At 69.3% G+C, this 22,302-nt stretch carries 13 protein-coding genes; 2 read left to right on the top strand and 11 right to left on the bottom strand.

What is annotated here, in order from left to right; translation table 11 throughout:
• Position 1: 1 nt before the first annotated feature.
• The 7 genes from VPH61_RS07565 to VPH61_RS07535 form a co-directional block, all read right to left on the bottom strand.
• Positions 2 to 1,318 carry an ABC transporter substrate-binding protein gene (locus VPH61_RS07565; RefSeq protein WP_332062888.1) on the bottom strand — a complete coding sequence of 439 codons (1,317 nt, stop codon included), beginning with the start codon at positions 1,316 to 1,318 and terminating at the stop codon, positions 2 to 4.
• Between the two features lie 125 nt (positions 1,319 to 1,443).
• Positions 1,444 to 3,213: an amylo-alpha-1,6-glucosidase gene (locus tag VPH61_RS07560; protein WP_332062887.1), complete on the bottom strand. Its 1,770-nt coding sequence runs from the start codon at positions 3,211 to 3,213 to the stop codon at positions 1,444 to 1,446.
• A gap of 2 nt (positions 3,214 to 3,215) precedes the next feature.
• The gene (locus VPH61_RS07555) at positions 3,216 to 4,163 is read right to left on the bottom strand and encodes a carbohydrate ABC transporter permease (RefSeq protein WP_332062886.1); all 948 of its coding nucleotides are present in this window, start codon (positions 4,161 to 4,163) and stop codon (positions 3,216 to 3,218) included.
• Positions 4,160 to 5,131, bottom strand: coding sequence for a carbohydrate ABC transporter permease (locus tag VPH61_RS07550; RefSeq protein WP_332062885.1), 972 nt, complete (start codon positions 5,129 to 5,131; stop codon positions 4,160 to 4,162). Before VPH61_RS07550 ends, VPH61_RS07555 begins: the two co-directional genes overlap by 4 nt.
• 1 nt (position 5,132) lies before the next feature.
• Entirely contained in the window at positions 5,133 to 6,413 is a 1,281-nt protein-coding gene (locus VPH61_RS07545; protein WP_332062884.1) for an ABC transporter substrate-binding protein, read from the bottom strand.
• A 373-nt stretch (positions 6,414 to 6,786) separates the two neighbouring features.
• Positions 6,787 to 7,842, bottom strand: a complete 1,056-nt coding sequence (locus tag VPH61_RS07540) for an aspartate-semialdehyde dehydrogenase (RefSeq protein WP_332062883.1) — start codon at positions 7,840 to 7,842, stop codon at positions 6,787 to 6,789.
• Between the two features lie 215 nt (positions 7,843 to 8,057).
• Positions 8,058 to 9,332: an aspartate kinase gene (locus VPH61_RS07535; protein ID WP_332062882.1), complete on the bottom strand. Its 1,275-nt coding sequence runs from the start codon at positions 9,330 to 9,332 to the stop codon at positions 8,058 to 8,060.
• Between the two features lie 131 nt (positions 9,333 to 9,463).
• On the opposite strand from VPH61_RS07535, the gene VPH61_RS07530 reads away from it, so the two are divergent.
• Positions 9,464 to 9,958, top strand: coding sequence for a hypothetical protein (locus VPH61_RS07530; RefSeq protein WP_332062881.1), 495 nt, complete (start codon positions 9,464 to 9,466; stop codon positions 9,956 to 9,958).
• A gap of 6 nt (positions 9,959 to 9,964) precedes the next feature.
• On the opposite strand, the gene VPH61_RS07525 is transcribed toward VPH61_RS07530, so the two are convergent.
• The 3 genes from VPH61_RS07525 to VPH61_RS07515 are packed head-to-tail and all read right to left on the bottom strand — an operon-like array spanning position 9,965 to position 13,439.
• Positions 9,965 to 10,321: a nuclear transport factor 2 family protein gene (locus VPH61_RS07525; protein WP_332062880.1), complete on the bottom strand. Its 357-nt coding sequence runs from the start codon at positions 10,319 to 10,321 to the stop codon at positions 9,965 to 9,967.
• Positions 10,322 to 10,371: 50 nt separating this feature from the next.
• Positions 10,372 to 10,968 carry a recombination mediator RecR gene (gene recR, locus VPH61_RS07520; protein WP_332062879.1) on the bottom strand — a complete coding sequence of 199 codons (597 nt, stop codon included), beginning with the start codon at positions 10,966 to 10,968 and terminating at the stop codon, positions 10,372 to 10,374.
• Between the two features lie 2 nt (positions 10,969 to 10,970).
• Positions 10,971 to 13,439 carry a DNA polymerase III subunit gamma and tau gene (locus tag VPH61_RS07515; RefSeq protein ID WP_332062878.1) on the bottom strand — a complete coding sequence of 823 codons (2,469 nt, stop codon included), beginning with the start codon at positions 13,437 to 13,439 and terminating at the stop codon, positions 10,971 to 10,973.
• Between the two features lie 88 nt (positions 13,440 to 13,527).
• On the opposite strand from VPH61_RS07515, the gene VPH61_RS07510 reads away from it, so the two are divergent.
• Positions 13,528 to 13,887 (top strand): TraR/DksA family transcriptional regulator, encoded by a 360-nt coding sequence (locus tag VPH61_RS07510; protein ID WP_332063004.1) that lies wholly within the window; start codon positions 13,528 to 13,530, stop codon positions 13,885 to 13,887.
• An 81-nt stretch (positions 13,888 to 13,968) separates the two neighbouring features.
• On the opposite strand, the gene VPH61_RS07505 is transcribed toward VPH61_RS07510, so the two are convergent.
• A complete protein-coding gene (locus VPH61_RS07505; RefSeq protein WP_332062877.1) occupies positions 13,969 to 22,053 on the bottom strand; it encodes an IPT/TIG domain-containing protein in 8,085 nt (2,694 codons plus the stop codon).
• Positions 22,054 to 22,302 lie beyond the last annotated feature (249 nt).

Genomic DNA, 22,302 nt, shown 5'->3' with positions numbered 1-22,302 from the left:
GCTACTCCGCGATCTCGCGGTCGGTCGCCGTCGCGATCTGCTGTGCGGCGTCGTCGAGCGCCTGCTGCGGGTCGGCGCCGTTCAGCACGGCGGCGACGACGGCGTTCGCGACGATGTCGCTCGCCTCGGCGTTGTCGGTCGTGAAGGTGATCGCGGGGATGTTCGCGGTCTGCTCGGCGAAGAGCTGGTACACGGGCTGACCACCGAAGTACTCCTGCGGCTCGGCGAAGTACTCGCCCTGCAGCGCCGGCAGGTACGACGGGAAGAGGCCCTCGTGCTCCATCATCGACGCCTGGTTCTCGGCGTCGGCGAGCGCGAAGTCGACGAACGCGGCCGCGAGCTGCGGGTTCTTCGCCTGCGCCGGCACGGCGAGACCCGAGCCGCCGCTGTTGGACGTGCGGACGCCGCCCTCCTCGAAGGCCGGCAGCTCGGTCACGCCGTAGCTGCCGCTGAGTTCGGGGGCATCGCCGAGCAGCGTGCCGATCCACCAGACCGCCTCGGGCGTGACCGCCGAGTCGCCGTCCTTGGCGCTCGTGACGCGGCCGTCCCAGCCCTTGACGTTCTTCAGCAGGCCCTTCTCGTTGAGCGTCTGCAGCAGGGTGAGCGCCTCGACGGCTTCGGGCGAGTTGACGGTGATGTCGCCGTTCTCGTCGAAGAGCCCTTGCCCCTGCTGCTGCAGGAGCATCTGGAACCCACCGCCGGTCGCGACGTCGAGAGAGAGGAGGGTGTGGCCGCTCTCGGCCTTGATCTGCTCGCCGGCCGCGACGAGGTCGTCCCAGGTCGCGATCGAGGCCGGGTCGATGCCCGCCTCCTCGAAGTAGTCGGTGCGATAGAACAGGCCGACGGTGCCCGAGTCCCACGGCGCGACCTTGAGCGCGCCGTCGGCATCGGACTGCGCGGCCCACTTGAACGGGTCGAAGTCGGCCTCCGCCTCGCCGAGCACCGGCTCCAGGTCGACGAGCCCGGTCGGGAACTCGTTGATGTAGCCGGGGGCGCGGTCGGTCTCGATCGTCACGACGTCGGGCAGGCCGCTGCCGGCCTGCAGCCCGACCGAGAGCTTGTCGTACGCGTTGTCGTACCCGACGTCCACCACGTTCACGGTCGTGCCGGGGTGCTCGGCCTCGAACTCGGCGCCGAGCCGGTCGAGCGCGGTCGCGGCGACATCCCACGACCACACGGTGATCTCGCCCGCGAGCTTCGCGTCGGGGTCGAGCACAACGGGGCCTGCGGTCTGGCCGCCGCCCATGGCGCAGCCGGCGAGGAGCGCGGCTCCCGCGAGGGTCGCAGCGGAGGCGAGCAGGGTTCGGGTCGTGTTCATCTGGACTTCCTTGTCTGATCTGAATATTGAATACAGCAGGTAGGTGCACTGGCCCCGGTCTACGTCGCGTCGGGAAGCGACGAAGGAGCGTGTCGAGACCAATCGCGAGGTCTCGATACGCTTCGCTACTCGACCGGCGAGGGCTCGACCGGCAGGAGGGCGGCCGGCGGTGGCTCGACCGGCGGAGTCGAGAGACCCACCGCGAGCTCGATGAAGAGCGCCGCCGACCAGCCGAACGCGGTCGTCGCAGTGCGCGCCTTCCGCCCCGTGGCCGGGTTGAAGTACTCGTGCGGGCCGCCTGCGTTCACCACGAGCGCGACCGTGCGCTCGGCGAGATCGCGTGCGAGTTCCGGATGCCCCGAGGCCCGCAGCCCCTCGATGATGAGCGTGTTGGTGTTCACCCACACCGGTCCGCGCCACATCCGCTCGGCGGAGTAGTCGGGATCGGCGGCGGAGACGGTCGGCACCGTCCACGGCAGGCCGTATCGGGCGGGGTCGGCGAGCGCAGCGATGAGTGCGTCGACCATCGGCTGCGGCAGTTCTCCGGTCAGGAGCGGCATGAAGCCCACGATCGCGTCGCTGCCGACCGTCTCGCCCGCAGCTCGGGCGAGGAACCGGCCGGATTCCGGATGCCACATGCCGAGGAGCAGTTCGAGGGTGCGAGCGGCACGATCCCGGTGCGCGCGAGGGTCGCCCGCGGCATCCGCGCCATAGCGCTCGGCGAGACGTGCAAGCTCCAGGTCCTGGAGCACGAGGTAGGCGCCGAGGTCGGGGGCGGTCGTCGGCAGCGGACCGTCGAAGATGGGGCTGTCGTCGAGGCCCGAGGAGTAGGGGTGACCGTACTCGGGCATCCCGTCGCCGTCGAGGTCGCTGCCGGCGAACCACCAGTCCTGCGAGCGACGGATCGTCGCGAGCTGTGCGCGGGCCCATTCCGGCGCATCCTCGACCTCGAGCACCTTCGCGAGTGCCCACGCCGCGAGCGGCGGCTTGGTGAGCGGCACCGGGGCGTTCGGATCGGCGATCTGCGAACCCGCACGACGCAGGCGGTCGCGGTCGGCGGCGGGCAGGTCCTCGCTCGACGCGAGCACGCCCTCCTCGTGCACGACGTCGGGCAGCTGCCCGTCGTCGCCGGCGAACCGGAAGGCGATCTCGAGCTGCTCGCGGGCGAGTTCCGGGTCGCCGTGGCGCAGGCCCACCGCGATGAAGTACGCGTCCCACTGCCAGACGCCGACGTAGCCGATCTTCGACGGCACGACCCCGCGAGCATCGCCGATCGACGGCAGCTCGACGATGTTCGCACCGAGCACCCACCAGCAGAAGGCAGCCATCTGCTGCAGGTCGCCGCGCACGATCGGACACTTCGCGAACCAGTCGAGCCACAGCCGCTCGGTCGCCGCGAGTTCGGCGACCGGAGCAGCGGATGCCTCGTGCCGCACCGAGCGGTCGGCTCCGACGTGCAACCGCACTGCCGGCGTCTCGGCGGTGAGCTCCACACGGGTGCGCGCGCCATCCGGCACCGTCCACTCGACGCTCACCCCGCCGCCGGCGATGCCGAGCGCTGCCGGCCCGGCGAACGTGAGCGTCGCCGCTCCCCCGCCGAACTCGATGACGTGCGGCAGCACGCGCGTGACGGGCAGCGCTTCGCCGTCGGCGCCGCGCACGACGAGTTCGTCGATGACGTGGCAGTCGTCGAGCCATCGCTCGTACTCCGAGGTGTGCACGCGAAGCGCGGTCGCGGGCGCAGCAGCGACGGCCTCCTCGGCGCCGATCTGCTCGGCGAGCTCCGCCCGATCGGCGCGGAACACGAGCACGCGGGAGCGCGGCAGCGTGAACGGAGCCTGCACGAGATCGAGGTGGCGGCCGGCGAGGCCGGCCAGCTCCGAGGCATCCGTCACGCTCATCGTCCGCCCAGCCCCGAGGCAGCCATGCTGTTCAGGATGCGTCGCTGGCCGATGACGAACACGATGAGCATCGGGATCGTCGAGATCGCCGAGGCGGCCATGACGAGCCCGTAGTTCACCGAGCCGAACTGCCCCTGGAAACTCGAGAGCAGGAGCGGCACCGTGAACAGGTCGGGGGTGTTCAGCAGCACGAGCGGGAACAGGAACGCGTTCCACACGCCGAGCGACACGATGATGCTGAGTGCCGCGAGCCCGGGCTTCAGGTTCGGCAGGATGACGCTCCAGAAGATGCGCCACCGGCCGGCACCGTCGACGATCGCCGCCTCTTCGAGCTCCTTCGGCAGCGACAGCACGAACTGCCGCATGAGGAACACGGCGAAGGGGTTCGCGAGCAGCCCCGGAACGATGAGCGCGAGGTGCGAATCGACCCAGCCGAGCTGCGTCATCAGCAGGTAGAACGGGATGAGTGTGACCTGCGCGGGGATCATCTGCGTCGCGAGGAACACGATGAACAGCACCTTGCTGCCCTTGAACGGGATGCGAGCGAACGCGTACCCCGCCATGGAGGCGGTGATGAGCGTGCCGACGACGACGAGCACCGCGATGTAGATGCTGTTGAGGTACGCCTGCCCGAAGGGCACCGCGTTCCAGGCCTCGGAGTAGTTGTCGAAGGTCCACGGGTCGGGGATGAACGCGAGCGGATCCTGGAGCAGCTGGGGCAGCGACTTGAACGAGGTCAGCAGCATCCAGATGAACGGGAACACCATCGCGATGCCGCCCACGATGATCAGCGCATGAAGGAGGGTCGCGCTGAGACGCCGCTTTCCGCGACCGGTGCGCTGGGCATTCGGCCGGTAGTCGTAGCCGGGCGCCGCGATCGCGATCGTCGAGTCGGTGGGCGGCGTCTGCACGCCGTCGATCAGGCTGGGGTTCGTGAGACTCATGCCGCGTCATCCTCGTAGTGCACGAACTTCTTCTGGGCGCCGAACTGGATCGCCGTGATCACGAGCGTCAGGATCAGCAGGATCACGCTCGCCGCACTCGACGGGCCGAATTCGAAGCGGCCGAAGCCGAGATCGTAGATGTGGTACACGATCGTTCGGGTCGCGTTGTCGGGCCCGCCGTTGGAGACCAGAACGTAGACGATGTCGAAGGTCTGCAGCGAGGAGATGAACGCCACGACCGAGGAGAAGAACACGATCGGCGAGAGCAGCGGCAGGCGGATCTGCGTGAACAGTCGCCAGGCACCGGCGCCGTCGATGCGAGCGGCCTCGATGACCGACGGAGAGATGTTCTGCAGGCCCGCGAGGAAGATCACGACGTTGAGGCCGAGCGAGGCCCAGATCGCGACGATGCAGACCGCGAGCAGTGCGAGCTTCGGATCCTGCAGCCAGTCGGGCGGGGCGACGCCGAACACCTTCGAGATCGTCGTCGACATCACGCCGTCGGCGCGGAACATCTGCTGCCAGATCATCGCGACCGCGACCGTCGAGGTCATCACCGGGGCGAAGAAGAGCAGCAGGTACAGGGTCCGGGTCTTCAGCCGCTCGAGTGCTACCGCGATGACGACGGCGAGACCGAGACCGATCGGCACCGTGATGAGGGCGATCAGCAGGGTGTTCAGGATGGAGCGGCCGAGCAGTTCGTCCTGGAGCTGGGCGCTGAAGTTCTCGAGTCCCACCCAGGTGAGCTCGCCGAGGCCGTCCCAGCTGGCGAAGGCGAGCACGAGGCTCGCCGCGAAGGGCAGCACGACGAAGAGCAGCATGCCGAACAGCTGCGGCCCGACGAAGACGTAGCCCCAGAGGCGGTCGCGCCGCCGCCATGCGGACTCTTTGCGCGGCGTGCGCGGGGACGCGGCGGATGCCGCAGGCTGGGCCTGCGGCATCCGCTCACCGGTTGCGAGGTCGGTCACTCTACTCGCCCGACTTCTCCGCGACGAGATCTGCGACGGCATCGAGGGTGCCCTGCGCGTCGGTCTTGTCCTCGTAGAGCTCCAGGAAGAGTTCGCTGATGTCGGTCGAGAGCCCCGGCACCCGCGCCTCGGCGGCGTAGTTCGTGAAGCCCACGTCGCGCATGTCGAGGAAGGTCTGGGCGTGTGCCGGGTAGTCGCCGTCGAGCACGACGTCGTCGGCGCCCTTGATCGAGGGCACCGCGTTGCCGCCGCCCTCGAGCCGGAAGGTCTGGCCCTCGGCCGAGAGGAACTCGGTCCAGAAGGTGAACGCGGCATCGCTCGCGGCCGTCTTGCCGTTGATCGCGAGGAACGAGACGGCGACGCCGGTCGGCGCGGCCTCCCCGTCGGGCGTCGGCCAGCGCACGATGTCGTAACTGTCCTGCTCACCGGTCGCTTCGACGGTGCCGATCGTGTATCGGCCCTGCACGAAGAACCCGGCCTTGTGGGTCACGAAGATGCTGTCGGCGCCGGCCCCGTCGGGCAGCGTGTCGGCGACGACGAAGGTGCCGTCCTGGAACTGCTCGCCGAGTTCCTCGATCGCGGCGACGCTCGCCGGGTCGGCGTTCGCGACGAAGGCGCCCGACTCGTCGTACGGCGCGGGCAGCCCCTGCGACGACAGCCAGCTCCAGTGCGTGGCCCAGTAGTTCCAGAACATCGAGCCGGTGAGGCCCGCATCCTTGAGCTTCGCGTTCATCTCGAGGTACTTCTCGGTCGTCCACTCGCCGTTCTCGGCGAGGGTGGCCGGGTCATCGGTGATGCCCGCCGCCTCGAGGGCCTGCTTGTCGTACCAGAGCACGTCGGGATTGGAGTCGTTCGGCGCACCGTAGTACTCACCGTCCTTCTCGGCCGCACCGAAGAGTCCGGGGAAGAAGTCGTCGGGCTTCGTCTCGCTGTCCTTTCCCTCCATGAGCTCCTTCAGCGGCATGAGCCGGCCCGAGTCGACGAACTGCCCCATCATGTCGTCGCCGACGTAGAAGACGTCGGGTGCCGTGTTGCTCGTCAGCTGGGCGAGGAGCTTCGAGTGGTAGTCGCCGTAGCCGGCGACGGGCTGCAGCTTGACGGTGATGTCGGGGTGACGCTCCATGAACGCCTCGTTGAACTCCTTGTAGCGCGTGAGCTCGTCGGCGGTGCCCCAGGTCGACCACACGACGGTGTTCTCGTCCTTCGCACCTCCTCCGCCGCTGCAGGCCGCCAGGCCGACGGCGAGAGCGCTTGCCGCGCCGATCGCCAGGAGACGTCTCATCTTCGAGTTCGCGCGGGCCATTCCGCTACCTCTTTCGTCATTGCAGGAGGGCCGGCGTCGAGCGCCGGATCGGGGGAACTGCTACCTCAGTATTCTGTATACAAAACTCAATAACGTCAAGATCCCCGAGATCACGAACCGGCAACGGCCCGCATTGGCCCGTCGAGTAGCGCAGCGTATCGAGGCCCTCCGCACACCCGCAGGTCGAGTAGCGCAGCGTATCGAGACCCGTGACGAGGTCTCGATACGGCGCTGGCGCGCCTACTCGGCCGACGAACGAGATGACGCTGGCGCGCCGACTCGACCGACGACAGCGAAAACGACGGATGCCCCGTGGCCGGTCGGCCACGGGGCATCCGTCTCGAATCTGCGGCTAGACCGCGGCAGGCAGCTTCGCCGCGATGAGCTCCGCGATCTGCACGGCGTTCAGGGCCGCGCCCTTGCGCAGGTTGTCGTTGGAGACGAAGAGCACGAGGCCCTTGCCCTCGGGCGCCGACTGGTCTTGGCGGATGCGCCCGACGTAGCTCGGGTCGGTGCCGGCCGCCTGCAGCGGCGTGGGCACGTCGGAGAGCTCGACGCCGGGAGCGACGGCGAGCAGTTCGGTCGCCCGCTCGGGGGTGATCTCGTTCGCGAACTCGGCGTGGATCGTCAGCGAGTGACCCGTGAAGACGGGCACGCGCACGCACGTGCCCGCGACGCGAAGGCCCGGCAGCTCGAGGATCTTGCGGCTCTCATTGCGGAGCTTCTTCTCTTCGTCGGTCTCGAGGTCGCCGTCGTCGACGATCGAGCCGGCGAGCGGGATCACGTCGAACGCGATCGTGCGCGGGAACTTCGAGGCTTCGGGGAATTCGACGGCCGCGCCGTCTTGCACGAGCCCGATCGCGTCTTGCGCCACGGCGGCGCGCGCCTGCTCGAGCAGCTCCTCACCGCCCGCGAGACCAGCACCCGAGACCGCCTGGTACGTGCTCACGATGAGCCGCTCGAGGCCGGCCTCGTCGTGCAGCACCTTCAGCACGGGCATCGCGGCCATCGTCGTGCAGTTGGGGTTCGCGATGATGCCCTTCACGGCCTGGTCGATCGCGTGCGGGTTCACTTCGCTCACGACGAGCGGGACCTCGGGGTCCATGCGCCAGCCGCTCGAGTTGTCGATCACGGTGACGCCGGCGGCGGCGTAGCGCGGGGCCTGCGCCTTCGAGAGCGTCGCGCCGGCGGAGAAGATGGCGACGTCGAGGCCGCTCGGGTCGGCGGTCGAGGCGTCTTCGATGACGATCTCCTCGCCCTTCCACGGCAGCGTCGTGCCCGCGGATCGCGCCGAGGCGAAGTAGCGGATGGAGGCGACCGGGAAGTCGCGTTCCTCGAGCAGGCGTCGCACGACCGCGCCGACCTGACCGGTGGCGCCGACGACGCCGATGTTCACTCCGTGTGCCATGTGCTCTTCCTCATTCCCGGTGTCGGCTCGTCGAGCCGGTGACCGTACGTCTCTTCAAGTGTGCAGGAGATCGGCGCCTGCTCAGGACGCAATCAGGTGATACGTCCTGTTCTGGCAGCTTCTTCCCGATTTGCGGCAGTCGACGGATGCCGCGTGGTGCGGGCCCCTCGAAGGGCGTGGTGCCGCGACATCCGCTCGGCGAGCAGGCCTGACGCTCAGCGCCCGGTGCCGCCGTGCACGACCGCGTCGTCGTCGCCGTCGAGCTCGAACGCCGAGTGCACGGCGCGAGCTGCGGCGTGCACGCTGTCGGCGCGTGTGACGACCGAGATGCGGATCTCGCTCGTCGAGATCATCTCGATGTTGATGCCCGCCGTGTAGAGCGCCTCGAAGAGTCGGGCGGAGACGCCTGCGGCCGAGCGCATCGCGGCGCCGACGAGTGAGAGCTTGCCGATCTGGTCGTCGTACTGCAGCGAGAGGAAGCCGATGGCCTCCTGCGAGCCGGCGAGGGCGGTGAGCGCGCGCTCGCCCTCGGACTTCGGCAGCGTGAACGAGATGTCGGTGCGGCCCGTCGAGGCGGCGGAGACGTTCTGCACGATCATGTCGACGTTCGCGTTCGTGCCGGCGACGATCTTGAAGATCTTGGCGGCGACTCCCGGCTTGTCGGGCACGCCGACGACCGTGATCTTCGCCTCGGTCAGATCGACCGCGACACCTGCGATGACGGACTCTTCCACAGCTTCTCCTTCGGGAAGGCGCGCGGGGTCGTAGACGATGGTCCCCTCGCTGTTGTTGAACGACGAGCGCACATGCAGGGTCACGCCGTGGCGGCGCGCGTATTCCACTGCGCGGATGTGCAGGACCTTGGCTCCGGATGCCGCGAGCTCGAGCATCTCTTCGCTCGTGATCTTGTCGAGCTTGCGGGCCTTCTTCACGATGCGCGGGTCGGAGGTGAAGACGCCGTCGACGTCGGTGTAGATCTCGCAGACGTCGGCGTCGAGCGCGGCAGCGAGGGCGACGGCGGTCGTGTCACTGCCGCCGCGGCCGAGCGTCGTGATGTCGCGGGTGTCGCGATTGAAGCCCTGGAAGCCGGCGACGATGACGACCGCGCCGTCGTCGAGTGCTTCGCGCAGGCGCACCGGCGTGACGTCGACGATGCGGGCGGCGCCATGCGTGGCATCCGTGATCATGCCGGCCTGGCTGCCCGTGAACGAGCGCGCCTCGTGGCCCATGCCCTTGATCGCCATCGCGAGCAGCGCCATCGAGATGCGCTCACCGGCCGAGAGCAGCATGTCGAGTTCGCGGGGCGCCGGAAGCGGGGTGACCTCGTTCGCGAGGTCGAGCAGTTCGTCGGTCGAGTCGCCCATGGCAGAGACCGCCACGACGACGTCGTTGCCCGCCTTGCGGGTCTCGACGATGCGCTTGGCGACCCGCTTGATGCTCTCCGCGTCGGCGACGGACGACCCGCCGAACTTCTGCACGATGAGGCTCACGTGGTCTCCCAGGGGTGGTTTGCTGGCTGCCGCTCGGGTGGCCGGCGCCGGAAGCACCATCATACGGCGGGGTCGCATGCGCGCCCGGCTATGTGACGCCCGCGGGAGCTGGGCAGCGGTAGCGTGGTCCCATGTCGGAGCCGCTGGCGAGCTGGTCGGAGTTCAACGTCGCGATGGTGGGCGCGACCGCGGCCCTCGCGGGCCTCCTCATCGTGGCGATGTCGGTGAACATCGCCGAGATCATGAAATCGGCGACGCTGCCGCCCCGTGCCGCGTCCTCGATCGCAGCGCTCGTGCTGGCGATCACCGCGGGAGCGTTCGGGTTGGTGCCTGGCCAGCCCGTCGCGGCCTACGGCATCGAGGTCCTCATCGCGGCGCTCGTGGCGGGCAGCTTCCAGGTGCACGCGATCCGGGTGGTCGCCGGGGAACGTCGCGTCGCGCCGATCGAGCGGGTGCTGAAGAGCATCGCCGGGGTGCTTCCCGTCGCTGCCTTCCTCGCCGGCGCCGTGCTCGTGATCGCCGGCACGGTCGAGATCGGCCTCATCGTCATGGCGGTCGGCTCGGTGCTCAGCATCATCGCGGCGCTGATCATCGCGTGGGTGGTGCTCGTCGAGGTGCTGCGATAGTCGCAGTCAGCCCTGCGGCCTCGGCATGTACCACTCGGTGTATTCGGTGGCGCGCCCGTCGGCTGCGAGGCGGATGATCCAGAGGTTCAGGTAGTCGCGCTCAGCAGGGTAGCCGGTTCGACCCTGCACGACGACGAAGTCGCCGTCTTCGTGCACGATGTGCCAGTCGAACGTCCATGAGCCCGGCTCGTCGAGGTCGTCGAGCCAGCCCGCGACGATCGCGTCGCGACCGACCCTCGGCTCGGCGTCGGGAGCCGTGAAGTACCGCGCATCGTCGGTGAAGAGCGCCCCGATCTCGGCCGGATCGTTCGACTTCCATGCCGCGACGTATCCCGCGACCCACTCCTCGCCCTTGCTCGCCATGGCTCCGTTCTAGCTACGTGCAAGCGCAGCGTCAAGGGGACGACGCGAGTTCAGCCGACCACGCGGCGGCCCTCGAACGCGCGGCCGAGGGTGACCTCGTCGGCGTACTCGAGGTCGCCGCCGACGGGCAAGCCGGAGGCGAGTCGCGTGACCCGGATCTCGAGCGTCGAGAGCAGGCGGCTGAGGTACGTCGCAGTCGCCTCGCCCTCGAGGTTCGGGTCGGTCGCGATGATGACCTCGGTGACCGTCGCATCGGCGAGCCGCTGCATCAGTTGGCGGATGCGCAGCTCGTCGGGGCCGATGCCGTCGATCGGGCTGATGGCGCCGCCGAGCACGTGGTAGAGCCCGCGGAACTCACGGGTGCGCTCGATCGCGACGACGTCTTTCGCCTCTTCGACCACGCAGATGAGGGCGGGGTCGCGTCGCGGATCACGGCAGATGCCGCACGTCGACTCTTCGGAGACGTTGCCGCAGATCTCGCAGAACCGCACCTTCTCGCGGATCTGCATGAGGATCTCGGCGAGTCGGCTGACGTCGAAGTGCTCGGTCTGCACGATGTGGAACGCGATGCGCTGGGCCGACTTCGGACCGATGCCGGGCAGACGCCCGAGCTCGTCGATCAATTCTTGGACGATGCCTTCGTACATGCTCAGCCACGCTCCCCGAAGCCGGGCCGCTGCGGTGCTTCGACCTCTTCGAGGAAGGTCGCGCCGAGCACCTCGCGCACCACGGCCTCGCCGTAGCGCTGGAAGCCGTCGCCCGATGCGGCGTTCGAGACCGGACGGGTCGACCGCTCGGGAGCGCGAGCGGCGCCGGCGGCGCGCGCGGCCGGGGCAGCGGGCGCGGCCGCGTGGGCCGTCGAGCCGGCCCCGACGGTCGCAGCCGGCGCGGATGCCTCGACGATCATCTCGGGCTCGGGCCCGGGGTCGAACGGCGGCTCTTCATCTTCAGGCGGCGCGTCGGCGTCGTCGGGAAGCTCGCCCCCGTCGACGTGCGGGGGTACTGCGGTTCGCGGGGCGGACGCCTCGGCGGTGGGAGCCGGCGGCGCCGGTTCGGGTCGTTCGGCGAGCGCCGTCGCCGTGCGGCCGCCCGACGGCGCGGACTCGGCGCCCGCGGCCTCGCCATCGCTCGGATCGCGCGGGATGGCCACGGTCGCCCATGAGTCGACCGGCGCGCCGGAGGCGACCTGGCTCGGGCCGGCCGGAGTCGCAGGCCTCGGAGCGTCGGCCGACCGCGACCCGGCCGGCGAGGTGGACGACGTGCCCGAACCCGCGGCGGAACCGGCAGGAGCGACGGCAGGAGTTGCCGTTGTCGTGACCGGAGCCTGCGGTGTCACCGGTGCCGGCGGAGCGGTGACCGGGGAACCACCGGCAGGCGAGCCACCGGGGCCGTCGACCCGCGCCACGAACTTCACCCGCACGCCGAGCACGTCGACGATGGCACCGCGGAGCAACTCGCTGACACTCTGTCCGGGTGCGCCGCCGCGGAATCCCGCGACGTCGTGCTCGCTCGGGAAGGCCAGCACGAGCACGTCGCCATCGCGGAAGTCGCGCACCTGTGCGGTGAACGCGACCATCCAGGCGCTGCGCTTCGTGCGCTGGAGTGAGGAGAGCACCTCGGGCCAGGCGTCGCGCATCTGCTGAAGCGTGACCGGCCCGACGGGTTTCGCAGGCTTCGCGACTTCGGGCTCGACGGGGGCGGTCGTCGCGGAGTTCGCGGAAGGAGCCGCCGCTGCAGGAGCCGTCTCGGCAGCACGAGATGCCTCGGGCTCGGCCGATGCGGGGGTCGCCGTCGACTCGGGCGCGGGTCGAGCCGGCGCGGGCGCAGCCGTGGGCGGCACGACGCGTTCCGACGGAAGACGGGTGGGCGGCACCACGGGCTCGGTACGGGCCGGACGCGCATCAGAGACCGCGGGACCACCGGTGGCCGAACCGGCGGCACCCGCCGCGTCGGCCACGCCGACCCGGCGCTCGAGCCGCTCGACGCGCGCGAGTGCTCCGCGCTCGGTGTCATCGGCCGCCGGCACGAGCACCCGCGCGAGCATGAGCTCGAGGTGCAGGCGCGGCGAGGTGGCGCCGGTCATCTCGGTGAGGGTCTGGTTGACGAGGTCGGCGACCCGCGAGAGCTCGGCCTGGCCGAACGCAGCGGCCTGGGTCGCCATGCGGGCGAGTTCGTCTTCGGGTACCCCGCGGAGCACCGCCGCGGCGGTCTCTGGCGACGAGGCGGCGACGACGATGAGGTCGCGGAGTCGCTCGAGCAGGTCTTCGACGAATCGCCGCGGGTCTTGGCCGGTCTGCACGACGCGGTCGGCGGCAGCGAAGGCCCCGGCGGCATCGCCCGCGCCGATCGCGTCGACGACCTCGTCGAGCAGTGCGCCGTGCGTGTAGCCGAGCAGCGCGACCGCACGTTCGTAGTCGATGGTCGGGCCGTCAGAACCAGCGATGAGCTGGTCGAGCAGGGAGAGCGTGTCTCGCGGCGAGCCGCCGCCGGCGCGGACGACGAGCGGCAGCACCCCCGGCGCGACCTCGACGCCCTCTTCGGTGCAGAGCTGCTGCACGTACTCGAGCATGGGCCCCGGCGGCACGAGACGGAACGGGTAGTGGTGCGTACGCGAGCGGATGGTGCCGAGCACCTTGTCGGGCTCGGTCGTCGCGAAGATGAACTTGATGTGCTCGGGCGGCTCTTCGACGAGCTTCAGGAGTGCGTTGAAGCCCTGCGGCGTGACCATGTGGGCCTCGTCGAGGATGAAGATCTTGAAGCGGTCGCGCGCCGGCGCGAACACGGCGCGCTCGCGCAGGTCGCGCGCGTCGTCGACGCCGTTGTGGCTCGCCGCGTCGATCTCGACGACGTCGAGCGACCCGCCGCCGCCCCGAGCGAGCTCGACGCAGCTGGGGCAGACACCGCACGGGACATCCGTCGGGCCCTCTGCGCAGTTCAGGCAACGCGCCAGGATGCGTGCCGACGTCGTCTTGCCGCAGCCGCGAGGGCCGCTGAAGAGATAGGCGTGATTGACACGGTCGGTGCGGAGCGCCGTCATGAGCGGCTCCGTCACCTGGGACTGGCCGATCATCTCGGCGAACGTCTCTGGCCGGTAGCGGCGATACAGGGCGGTGACCACGTCTCAATCGTAGTTGCCGCGTCCGACACCACGGCCGGATACCGTTGGCGTAGCATTCGGGGATCGAAAGAGAGGCGTGATCGTGACGATGACTCCAGCGCAACTCGAGCGGTTCCAGGCGAAACTCCTGAAGGAGCGCGCAGACGCGGAGGGCCGGTTCGCCGAGTTCGACGACGTCATGGCTGAGGTGCGCGCAGCCAGATCGGGTGCGTCGGCCGACGACGAGCACGACCCCGAGGGCCCGACGATGACGCAGGAGTGGTCGCAGCGCAGCGCCGTGCTCGCCGATGCCCGCACCGAGCTCGCCGACATCGATCACGCGCTCGCTCGCATCGAAGACGGTTCCTACGGCGTCTGCCGCAATTGCGGCAAGCGCATCACCGTCGCACGGCTCGACGCGCGACCCACCGCCGAGCTCTGCATCGACTGCGCGCGGCTCGCCCGCTGACGCGCACGCCCTCCCGACGAATCGCGACCCGCGCAGACGGATGACCCGGGCGATCTCTCGCCCGGGTCATCCGTTCACCGATCAGTGCTGCGAGTTCCTCCGGCGTCGGGCGATGAAGAGCGCCACCATGCCGAGCACCATCGCGACTCCGCCGAGCGCGATCGGTGCGATCGCCTCGATGCCGGTCTTGGCGATGCCTCCGGCGGCCGGAGCGCTCGCCGCGAGGTAGGTGAATCCGCCCGGCAGCGTCGCGGTGCCGCAGCTCGCACTGCCGATCACCGTGACATCGACCTTGCCGGCGCCCGACGGCGAGACCGCCACGATCGTCGTGTCGTTCACGATGCGGAACGACGTGGCGGGCTTCGAACCGAACAGCACGCCGGTCGCACCCGTGAAGCAGTGGCCCGAGATGGTCACCTCCGTGCCGCCGGTCGCCGGCCCGCTCGGCGGAGTGACTCCGTCGATCACCGCGGCCGGCGTGTAGGTGAACACGAGCGGCGCCGACGACCCACCGGGCGTGGTGACCACGATGTCCACCTCACCGGGTGCATGCGGCGGTGTCACGAACGTGATCTCGGTGTCGCTCACCTGCGTGAACGGCACCTCCACCCCGTCGACCGTGACGCTCGTCGCCCCGCCGAGGTCGGTTCCGATGACGGTCACCGTGGTGCCACCCGTCTCTGGACCGTTGTCGGGGTTGAGGCTCGCTGGAGCCGGAGCCGGCACGTAGGTGAAGGGCAACGCGTTGCTTTCACCGCCCGGTGTCGTCACGATGACATCGACCGCGCCTGCTGCGTGCGGCGGAGTCTCGAAGGTGACCTCGGTGGCGCTCACTTGCGTGAACGGCACGGATGCCCCGTCGATCGTCACATCGGTGGCACCGGCCAGATCGGCGCCCGTGATCGCCACGAGCGTGCCACCTGCGGTCGGCCCCTCATCGGGGTCGAGCGACGTGAGCGCGGGCACCTCCAGGTAGGCGAACGGCAGCGCGTTGCTCGGGCCGCCCGGTGTCGTCACCACCACATCGACCGCGCCTGCTGCGTGCGGCGGAGTGACGAAGGTGATCTCGGTGCCGCTCACCTGGGTGAAGGCCACGGAGACTCCGTCGATCGTGACGGTCGAGGCATCCGACAGGTCGGTGCCCGTGATGGTCACCAACGTGCCGCCCGCGGCCGGACCCTCATCAGGAGCCAGCGACGCCAGCGCGGGAGCCGGAACGTACGTGAACGGCAATGCGCCGCTCTCGCCGCCAGGCGTCGTCACCGTCACATCGACCGCGCCCGCTGCGTGCGGCGGCGTCACGAATGTGACCTCGGTACCACTCACCTGCGTGAACGGAACGGAGACACCGTCGATCGAGACCTCGGTCGCGCCAGCGAGATCGGTACCCGTGATCGTCACGAGCGTGCCACCAGCCGTCGGACCCTCATCGGGAGCCAGTGACGTGAGCGCCGGTACGTCGTAGTACGTGAACAGCAGCCCGTTGCTCGAGCCGCCAGGAGTCGTCACCGAGACGAGGGCGTTGCCCGCGATGTGCGGCGGAGTGACGAACGTGATCTCGGTGCCGCTCACCTGCGTGAACGGTACGGAGACCCCATGGATCGTCACCGCCGTCGCATCGGCCAGGTTGGTGCCGGTGATCGTGACCAACGTGCCACCGGCCGTCGGCCCTTCATCGGGGTCGAGCTCGAGCAGCACGGGCGCCGGCACGTAGGTGAACGGCAGGGCGTTGCTCGGGCCTCCGGGAGTGACCACGATCACGTCGACCTCACCCGCGACATGCGGCGGAGTGAGGAAGGTGATCTCGGTGCCGCTCATCTGCGTGAACGGTACGGATGCCCCGTCGATCGAGACCTCGGTCGCACCAGCCAGATCGGTACCCGTGATCGTCACGAGCGTGTTCCCGATCGTCGGCCCATCATCAGGCGCCAGCGACGTCAATGCCGGAGCCGGCACGTACGTGAACGGCAACGCATTGCTCTCGCCTCCCGGCGTCGTGACCGTCACGTCGACGGCGCCGGCCACGTGCGGCGGCGTCACGAACGAGACCGTCGTGTCGTTCACCTGCGTGAACGGCACCGACACGCCATCGATCGTGACGGCGGTCGCGTCCCCGAGGTCGGTACCCGTGATCGTCACGATCGTGCCACCGATCGTCGGCCCCTCATCGGGAGCCAGCGTGGTCAGCACCGGCGCCGGCACGTAGGTGAACACGAGCGGGTTCGTCACCCCACCGGGGGTCGTCACGACGACGTCCACCGGTCCCGCCGCGTGCGGCGGGGTGACGAACGTGATCTCAGTGCCACTCACCTGGGTGAACGGCACGGATGCCCCGTCGATCGACACCTCGGTCGCACCAGCCAGATCGCTGCCCGTGATCGTCACCAGCGTGCCACCGGCCACCGGCCCCTCATCGGGTGCCAGCGACTGCAGCATCGGCGCGACGAGATAGGTGAACGGCAACGCGTTGCTCGGACCACCGTCGGTCGTGAGAACGACGTCGACGACACCCGGCAGATGCGGCGGCGTCACGAAGGTGACCTCGGTGCCGCTCACCTCGGTGAACGGAACGGACACGCCGTCGATCGTCACACCCGTGGTGCCCGCGAGGTCGGTGCCCGTGATCGTCAGGAGCGTGCCACCGGAAGCGGGCCCCTCGTCGGGCGCGAGCGAGACGAGCACGGCAGCCGGCACGTACGTGAACGGCAATGCGCCGCTCTCACCACCGGGCGTCGTCACCGTCACGTCGACCGCGCCAGCTGCGTGCGGCGGCGTGACGAACGTGATCTCGGTGCCGCTGACCTGCGTGAACGGAACGGATGCGCCGTCGATCGACACCTCGGTCGCACCGGCCAGATCGGTGCCGGTGATCGTCACGATCGTGCCGCCGGCGATCGGACCGGCATCAGGGTCGAGCTCCGTCAGCACCGGTGCCGCGACGTAGGTAAACGGCAGCGGGTTGCTCGAGCCGCCAGGTGTGACCACGATCACGTCGACCGCACCCGCGGCATGCGCCGGAGTCGTGAACTCGATCTCAGTCGGGCTCAACTCGGTGAACGCCACGGAGATGCCATCGATCGTCACCGAAGTGGCACCGGCAAGATCGGTGCCCGTGATCGTCACCAGCGTGCCGCCCGCGGTCGGTCCCTCATCAGGAGCCAGCGAGACCAGCACGGGAACCTCGAAGTACGTGAACGGCAGCGCGTTGCTCGGGCCACCAGGAGTGACCACGATCACGTCGACCTCGCCCGCAGCGTGCGCCGGGGTCGTGAACTCGATCTCGGTCGGGCTCACCTGTGTGAACGGAACAGAGACGCCATCGATCGTCACAGAGGTGGCACCGGCCAGATCGCTACCCGTGATCGTCACAGTCGTGCCACCGGCGATCGGGCCTGCATCAGGATCGAGCTCGGTCAGCACCGGAGCCGGCACGTACGTGAACGGCAACGCATTGCTCTCGCCACCGGGCGTGGTCACCGTCACATCCACCGCGCCTGCCGCGTGCGGCGGAGTGACGAAGGTGACCTCTGTAGCGCTCACCTGCGTGAACGGCACGGATGACCCGTCGACCGTCACCCCGGTCGCACCGGCCAGATCGGTACCCGTGACCGTCACGAGCGTGCCGCCCGCGGTCGGTCCCTCATCGGGAGCCAGCGAGACCAGCGCCGGAGCCGCCACATACGTGAACGGCAGCGCGTTGCTCGGGCCACCAGCGGTGGTCACGATCACGTCGACCTCGCCCGCCGCATGCGCCGGAGTCGTGAAGTCGATCTCAGTCGGGCTCACCTGTGTGAACGGCACGGAGATACCGTCGATCGTCACGGCGGTCGCGTCGCCGAGGTCGGTACCCGTGATCGTCACCAGCGTGCCGCCCGCGGTCGGTCCCTCATCGGGAGCCAGCGAGACCAGCGCTGGAGCAGGCACGTACGTGAACGGCAAGGCGCCGCTCTCGCCGCCGGGCGTGGTCACTGTCACGTCGACCGTGCCTGCAGCGTGCGGCGGGGTGACGAACGTGATTTCAGTGCCGCTCACCTGCGTGAACGGAACCGAAGCGCCGTCGATCGACACCTCGGTCGCGCCGGCGAGATCGGTGCCCGTGATCGTCACGAGCGTGCCGCCCGCCGTCGGGCCTTCGTCGGGAGCCAACGATGTCAGCGCCGGGGCCGGCACGTACGTGAACGGCAGCGCGTTGCTGGTGCCGTTCGGCGTCGTGACCACGACATCGACCGCGCCGGCCGCGTGCGGCGGTGTCACGAATGTGACCTCAGTGCCACTCACATGCGTGAAGGGAACGGAGACGCCGTCGATCGAGACCTCGGTGGCACCCGCGAGTTCGGTGCCCGTGATCGTCACGAGCGTGCCACCAGCCGTCGGCCCCTCATCGGGAGCCAACGACGTCAGCGCCGGAGCGTCGAAGTACGTAAACGGCAGCGCGCCGCTCTCGCCACCCGGCGTGGTCACCGTCACATCGACCGGTCCCGCTGCGTGCGCCGGCGTCGTGAACGTGATCTCAGTACCGCTCACTTGGGTGAACGGAACGGAGACACCATCGATCGACACCTCGCTCGCACCAGCCAGGTCGGTGCCCGTGATCGTCACGAGCGTGCCACCGGCCGTCGGCCCCTCATCGGGAGCCAGCGACGTCAGCGCCGGAGCGTCGAAGTACGTGAACGGCAGTGCGCCGCTCTCGCCACCGGGAGTGGTCACCGTCACATCGACCGCGCCGGCAGCGTGCGCCGGCGTGACGAACGTGACCTCGGTACCACTCACCTGCGTGAACGGAACAGAAGCCCCGTCGATCGACACCTCGGTCGTCCCGGCCAGGTCAGTGCCCGTGATCGTCACGAGCGTGCCACCGGCCACCGGACCTGCATCGGGGTCGAGCTCGGTCAGTGCCGGAGCCGGAACGTACGTGAACGGAAGGGCGTTGCTCGGGCCACCGGGGGTGACCACGATCACGTCGACCTCACCCGCGACGTGCGCCGGGGTGACGAAGGTGATCTCGGTGCCGCTCACCTGCGTGAACGGAACAGAGACACCGTCGATCGACACTTCAGTCGCGCCCGCGAGATCGGTACCCGTGATCGTCACGAGCGTGCCACCGGCCGTCGGGCCTTCGTCAGGAGCCAGTGCCGTCAGCACCGGCGCCGGAACGTAGGTGAACGGCAGAGCGTTGCTCTCGCCGCCCGGCGTCGTGACCGTCACATCGACCGCGCCTACTGCGTGCGGCGGAGTCACGAACGAGATCGTCGTGTCGTTCACCTGCGTGAAGGGAACGGATGCTCCGTCGATCGAGACCTCGCTGGCATCCGCCAGATCGGTGCCCGTGATCGTGACGATCGTGCCGCCGATCGTCGGACCCTCATCGGGAACCAACGAGATCAGCGACGGAGCCGGCACGTACGTGAACGGCAGTGCGTTGCTCTCGCCACCGGGAGTGGTGACCACGACATCGACGGCGCCCGCAACATGCGGCGGAGTGACGAACGTGATCTCGGTGCCGCTCACCTGCGTGAACGGCACGGATGCGCCATCGATCGTCACGTCGGTCGCCCCGTCGAGATCGTCGCCCGTGATCGTCACGAGCGTGCCACCGGCGATCGGGCCGGAGTCAGGATCGAGATCCAACAGCACCGGTCCGGGCAGGTACGTGAAGGGAAGCGGTGCGCTCTCTCCGCCCGGAGTGGTCACCGTGACGTCGACCGCGCCAGCCGCGTGCGGCGGCGTCACGAAGGAGATCTCCGTGGGGCTCACCTGCGTGAACGGAACCGACGCGCCATCGATGGTCACTGCAGTCGCGTCGCCGAGGTCGGTGCCCGTGATCGTCACGAGCGTGCCGCCGGCAGCGGGGCCCTCATCGGGTGCGAGGGAGATGAGCGCTGGCGCCGGCACATACGTGAACGGCAGTGCGTTGCTCTCACCGCCCGGCGTCGTGACGACGACATCTACAGCGCCCGCCGCGTGCGGCGGTGTCGTGAAGGTGATCTCGGTGCCACTCACCTGGGTGAACGGCACGGACACGCCGTCGATACTCACCTCGGTGGCATCGGCCAGGTCGGTACCGGTGATACTGACGATCGTGCCGCCGGCTACCGGGCCCGAGTCGGGCGTCAGCGAAATGAGCGCGGGCGCAGGAACGTAGGTGTACGGGAGCGCATTGCTGTCACCGCCGGGCGTCGTCACGACGACGTCGACAGACCCCGCGGCGTGCGGCGGCGTCACGAACGTGATCTCGGTGCCGCTCACCTGGGTGAAGGGAACGGATGCGCCGTCGATCGACACCTCAGTGGCGCCGGCCAGGTCAGTGCCCGTGATGGTCACCAGCGTTCCGCCGGCCACCGGCCCCGAATCGGGGGCGAGCGAAAGCAGGGCCGGAGCCGCCACATACGTGAACGGCAGCGGGTTGCTCGCACCGCCCGGGGTCGTCACGACGACGTTCACCGGGCCGACTGCGTGCGGCGGCGTGGTGAAGGTGATCTCGGTGCCACTCACCTGGGTGAACGGAACGGATGCCCCGTCGATCGTCACTTCAGTGGCGCCGGCGAGATCGGTGCCCGTGATCGTGACCGATGTGCCGCCTGTGGTGGGCCCCTCATCGGGAGTCAGCGTCGTGAGCACGGGCGCGAGGGGCGCCACGACATTCGGTCCCACGAGCGCGCGCGCCAAATTGAGCTGCAGCAGTTCAGGCACGATCGTGGTCGGCAGCAGGCTCAGGCGGAGTGCCGTCTCCTGGAACACGGCACCCTGCGCGGGAGGCTCCGGCTCTTGCACGTTCGCGAGCAGCGACAGCACCGTGTTGAGCAGCAGGATGGCCGGGTTCAGGGAGTCGATGACCGGGTTCACCACGGTCGTGGTCAGGGAGGTGAGCAGGGTGCCGAGTGCGCCCGTGTCGGGATCGATCACGGCGTCAACGATCGGGGCGAGCGCCTCGAGGACGATGGCGTCGGTGAGTAGGTCGACTGGGGCCAGGCCGAGCGCGGTGATGTCGACGTCGGCCGTGCCCTGAGAGATCTCGAGCAGGGTGCCGGTGACGGTCACGTTGACGAGCGGCACGAGACCGAGTGCGTTCACATCCACGTCGATCGCGACCGTCGCGTTGTTGAGTGCGGTGGTGATCGCCGCGCCGAGATCATCGACGAGGCCGTCGATGAGCGCGGCCACCTGAGTGGTCACTTCCGTGAGCACCGCGGCGGAGAGGAGCTCGGTACTGGGATCCAGGCTGTTGAGGCCGCCGACGAGCTGGTCGAGGTTGAGAGTGATGGTGCCGTCACCCAGATTGATGACGACACCGCCGCCGGAGTCGAGCGGAGCCGCGAGAATCGGCGCAACTGCCGCGGGCAGGTCGACGGTGACCGATGCCGAGGCATCGCCGAGGCCGCCGACGGCGAGCACGCTGTCGGCGGCGCCGAGCACCCCCGACACGAGCGAACCCGACGGGCCGGCGAGCCCGTCGACGGCGGTGTCGAGCGTGGCGACGGCGCCGTTCACGGAGCCCGTCACGCCTTCGATCACCGGACTGTCGAGCACGACCGTGGCGCTCGCGATCTCGTAGTCGCCGACCGGCGTGCCGCCCGCGGCCACCGAGGCGTTCGCGCTCACGGCACCGAGGGTCAGATCAAGATCGGAGATGGTGCTGGCGAAGCCGGCACCGAGCAACTGGGCGAGGTCGAACGTCATCGGCCCCGGTGCGACACCAGGAGCAGGGTCGACCCCCGTGCCGATCGCCCCGGAATCGGAGATGAGGCCCGAAGCACCGATCGACGAGGCATCCGTCGCGGCGCTCGCGTATTGACCGACGACCCCCGCGTTCGTGAAGTTGATCGGCAACTGGATGCCGCCGCCGATGTCGACGCTCAGCAGGCCGAGCGCGCCGAGGCCGAGGTTCTGGGAGTTGGTCTCGGGCGTGATGCCGTCACTCGTGGCCGTCTCGCCGTCGATGCCGATAACGGCGTCGAGGTTCATGAGGTCGAGGAGAGAACCCGAGAGGAACTGCCCTTCGGCATACGAGGTGTCGCCTGGCGCGGCCTGAGCGGAGATCGCTCCCCCGCCCGCGACGAGGGCGAGAGCACCACCGAACGCGAGAGCCCGGAACGCGCCTCCCCGACGATGCACCGGATCGGCACGGTGCGCGCCGCGGCGCCGCCCCTGCGAAGTCGATTTCGTCAACGACAGCATCGAACGCATCGGATACCCCCCCAGATATCAGTGCAAACCCCACGGCAGCGTGACGATACCGGCACGCGCTCAGGTTCAACATATTGGAGAATGCCGATGCGCGATACGCCCAGCCGCAAATCCGCCTCGAAGCGGGGGTGACCTTCGTGTCCTCCGCAATGAGGACAACCGCATCCGCATCGGCACCGTAGGCTCCACCACATCACACGATGACGGTCGGGGGGCCGCGGAGCGGGGGCA

Source organism: Agromyces sp. CCNWLW203 (assembly GCF_036576125.1).
Classification (GTDB): domain Bacteria; phylum Actinomycetota; class Actinomycetes; order Actinomycetales; family Microbacteriaceae; genus Agromyces.
This window is presented reverse-complemented; position numbering and strand designations above follow the sequence as displayed.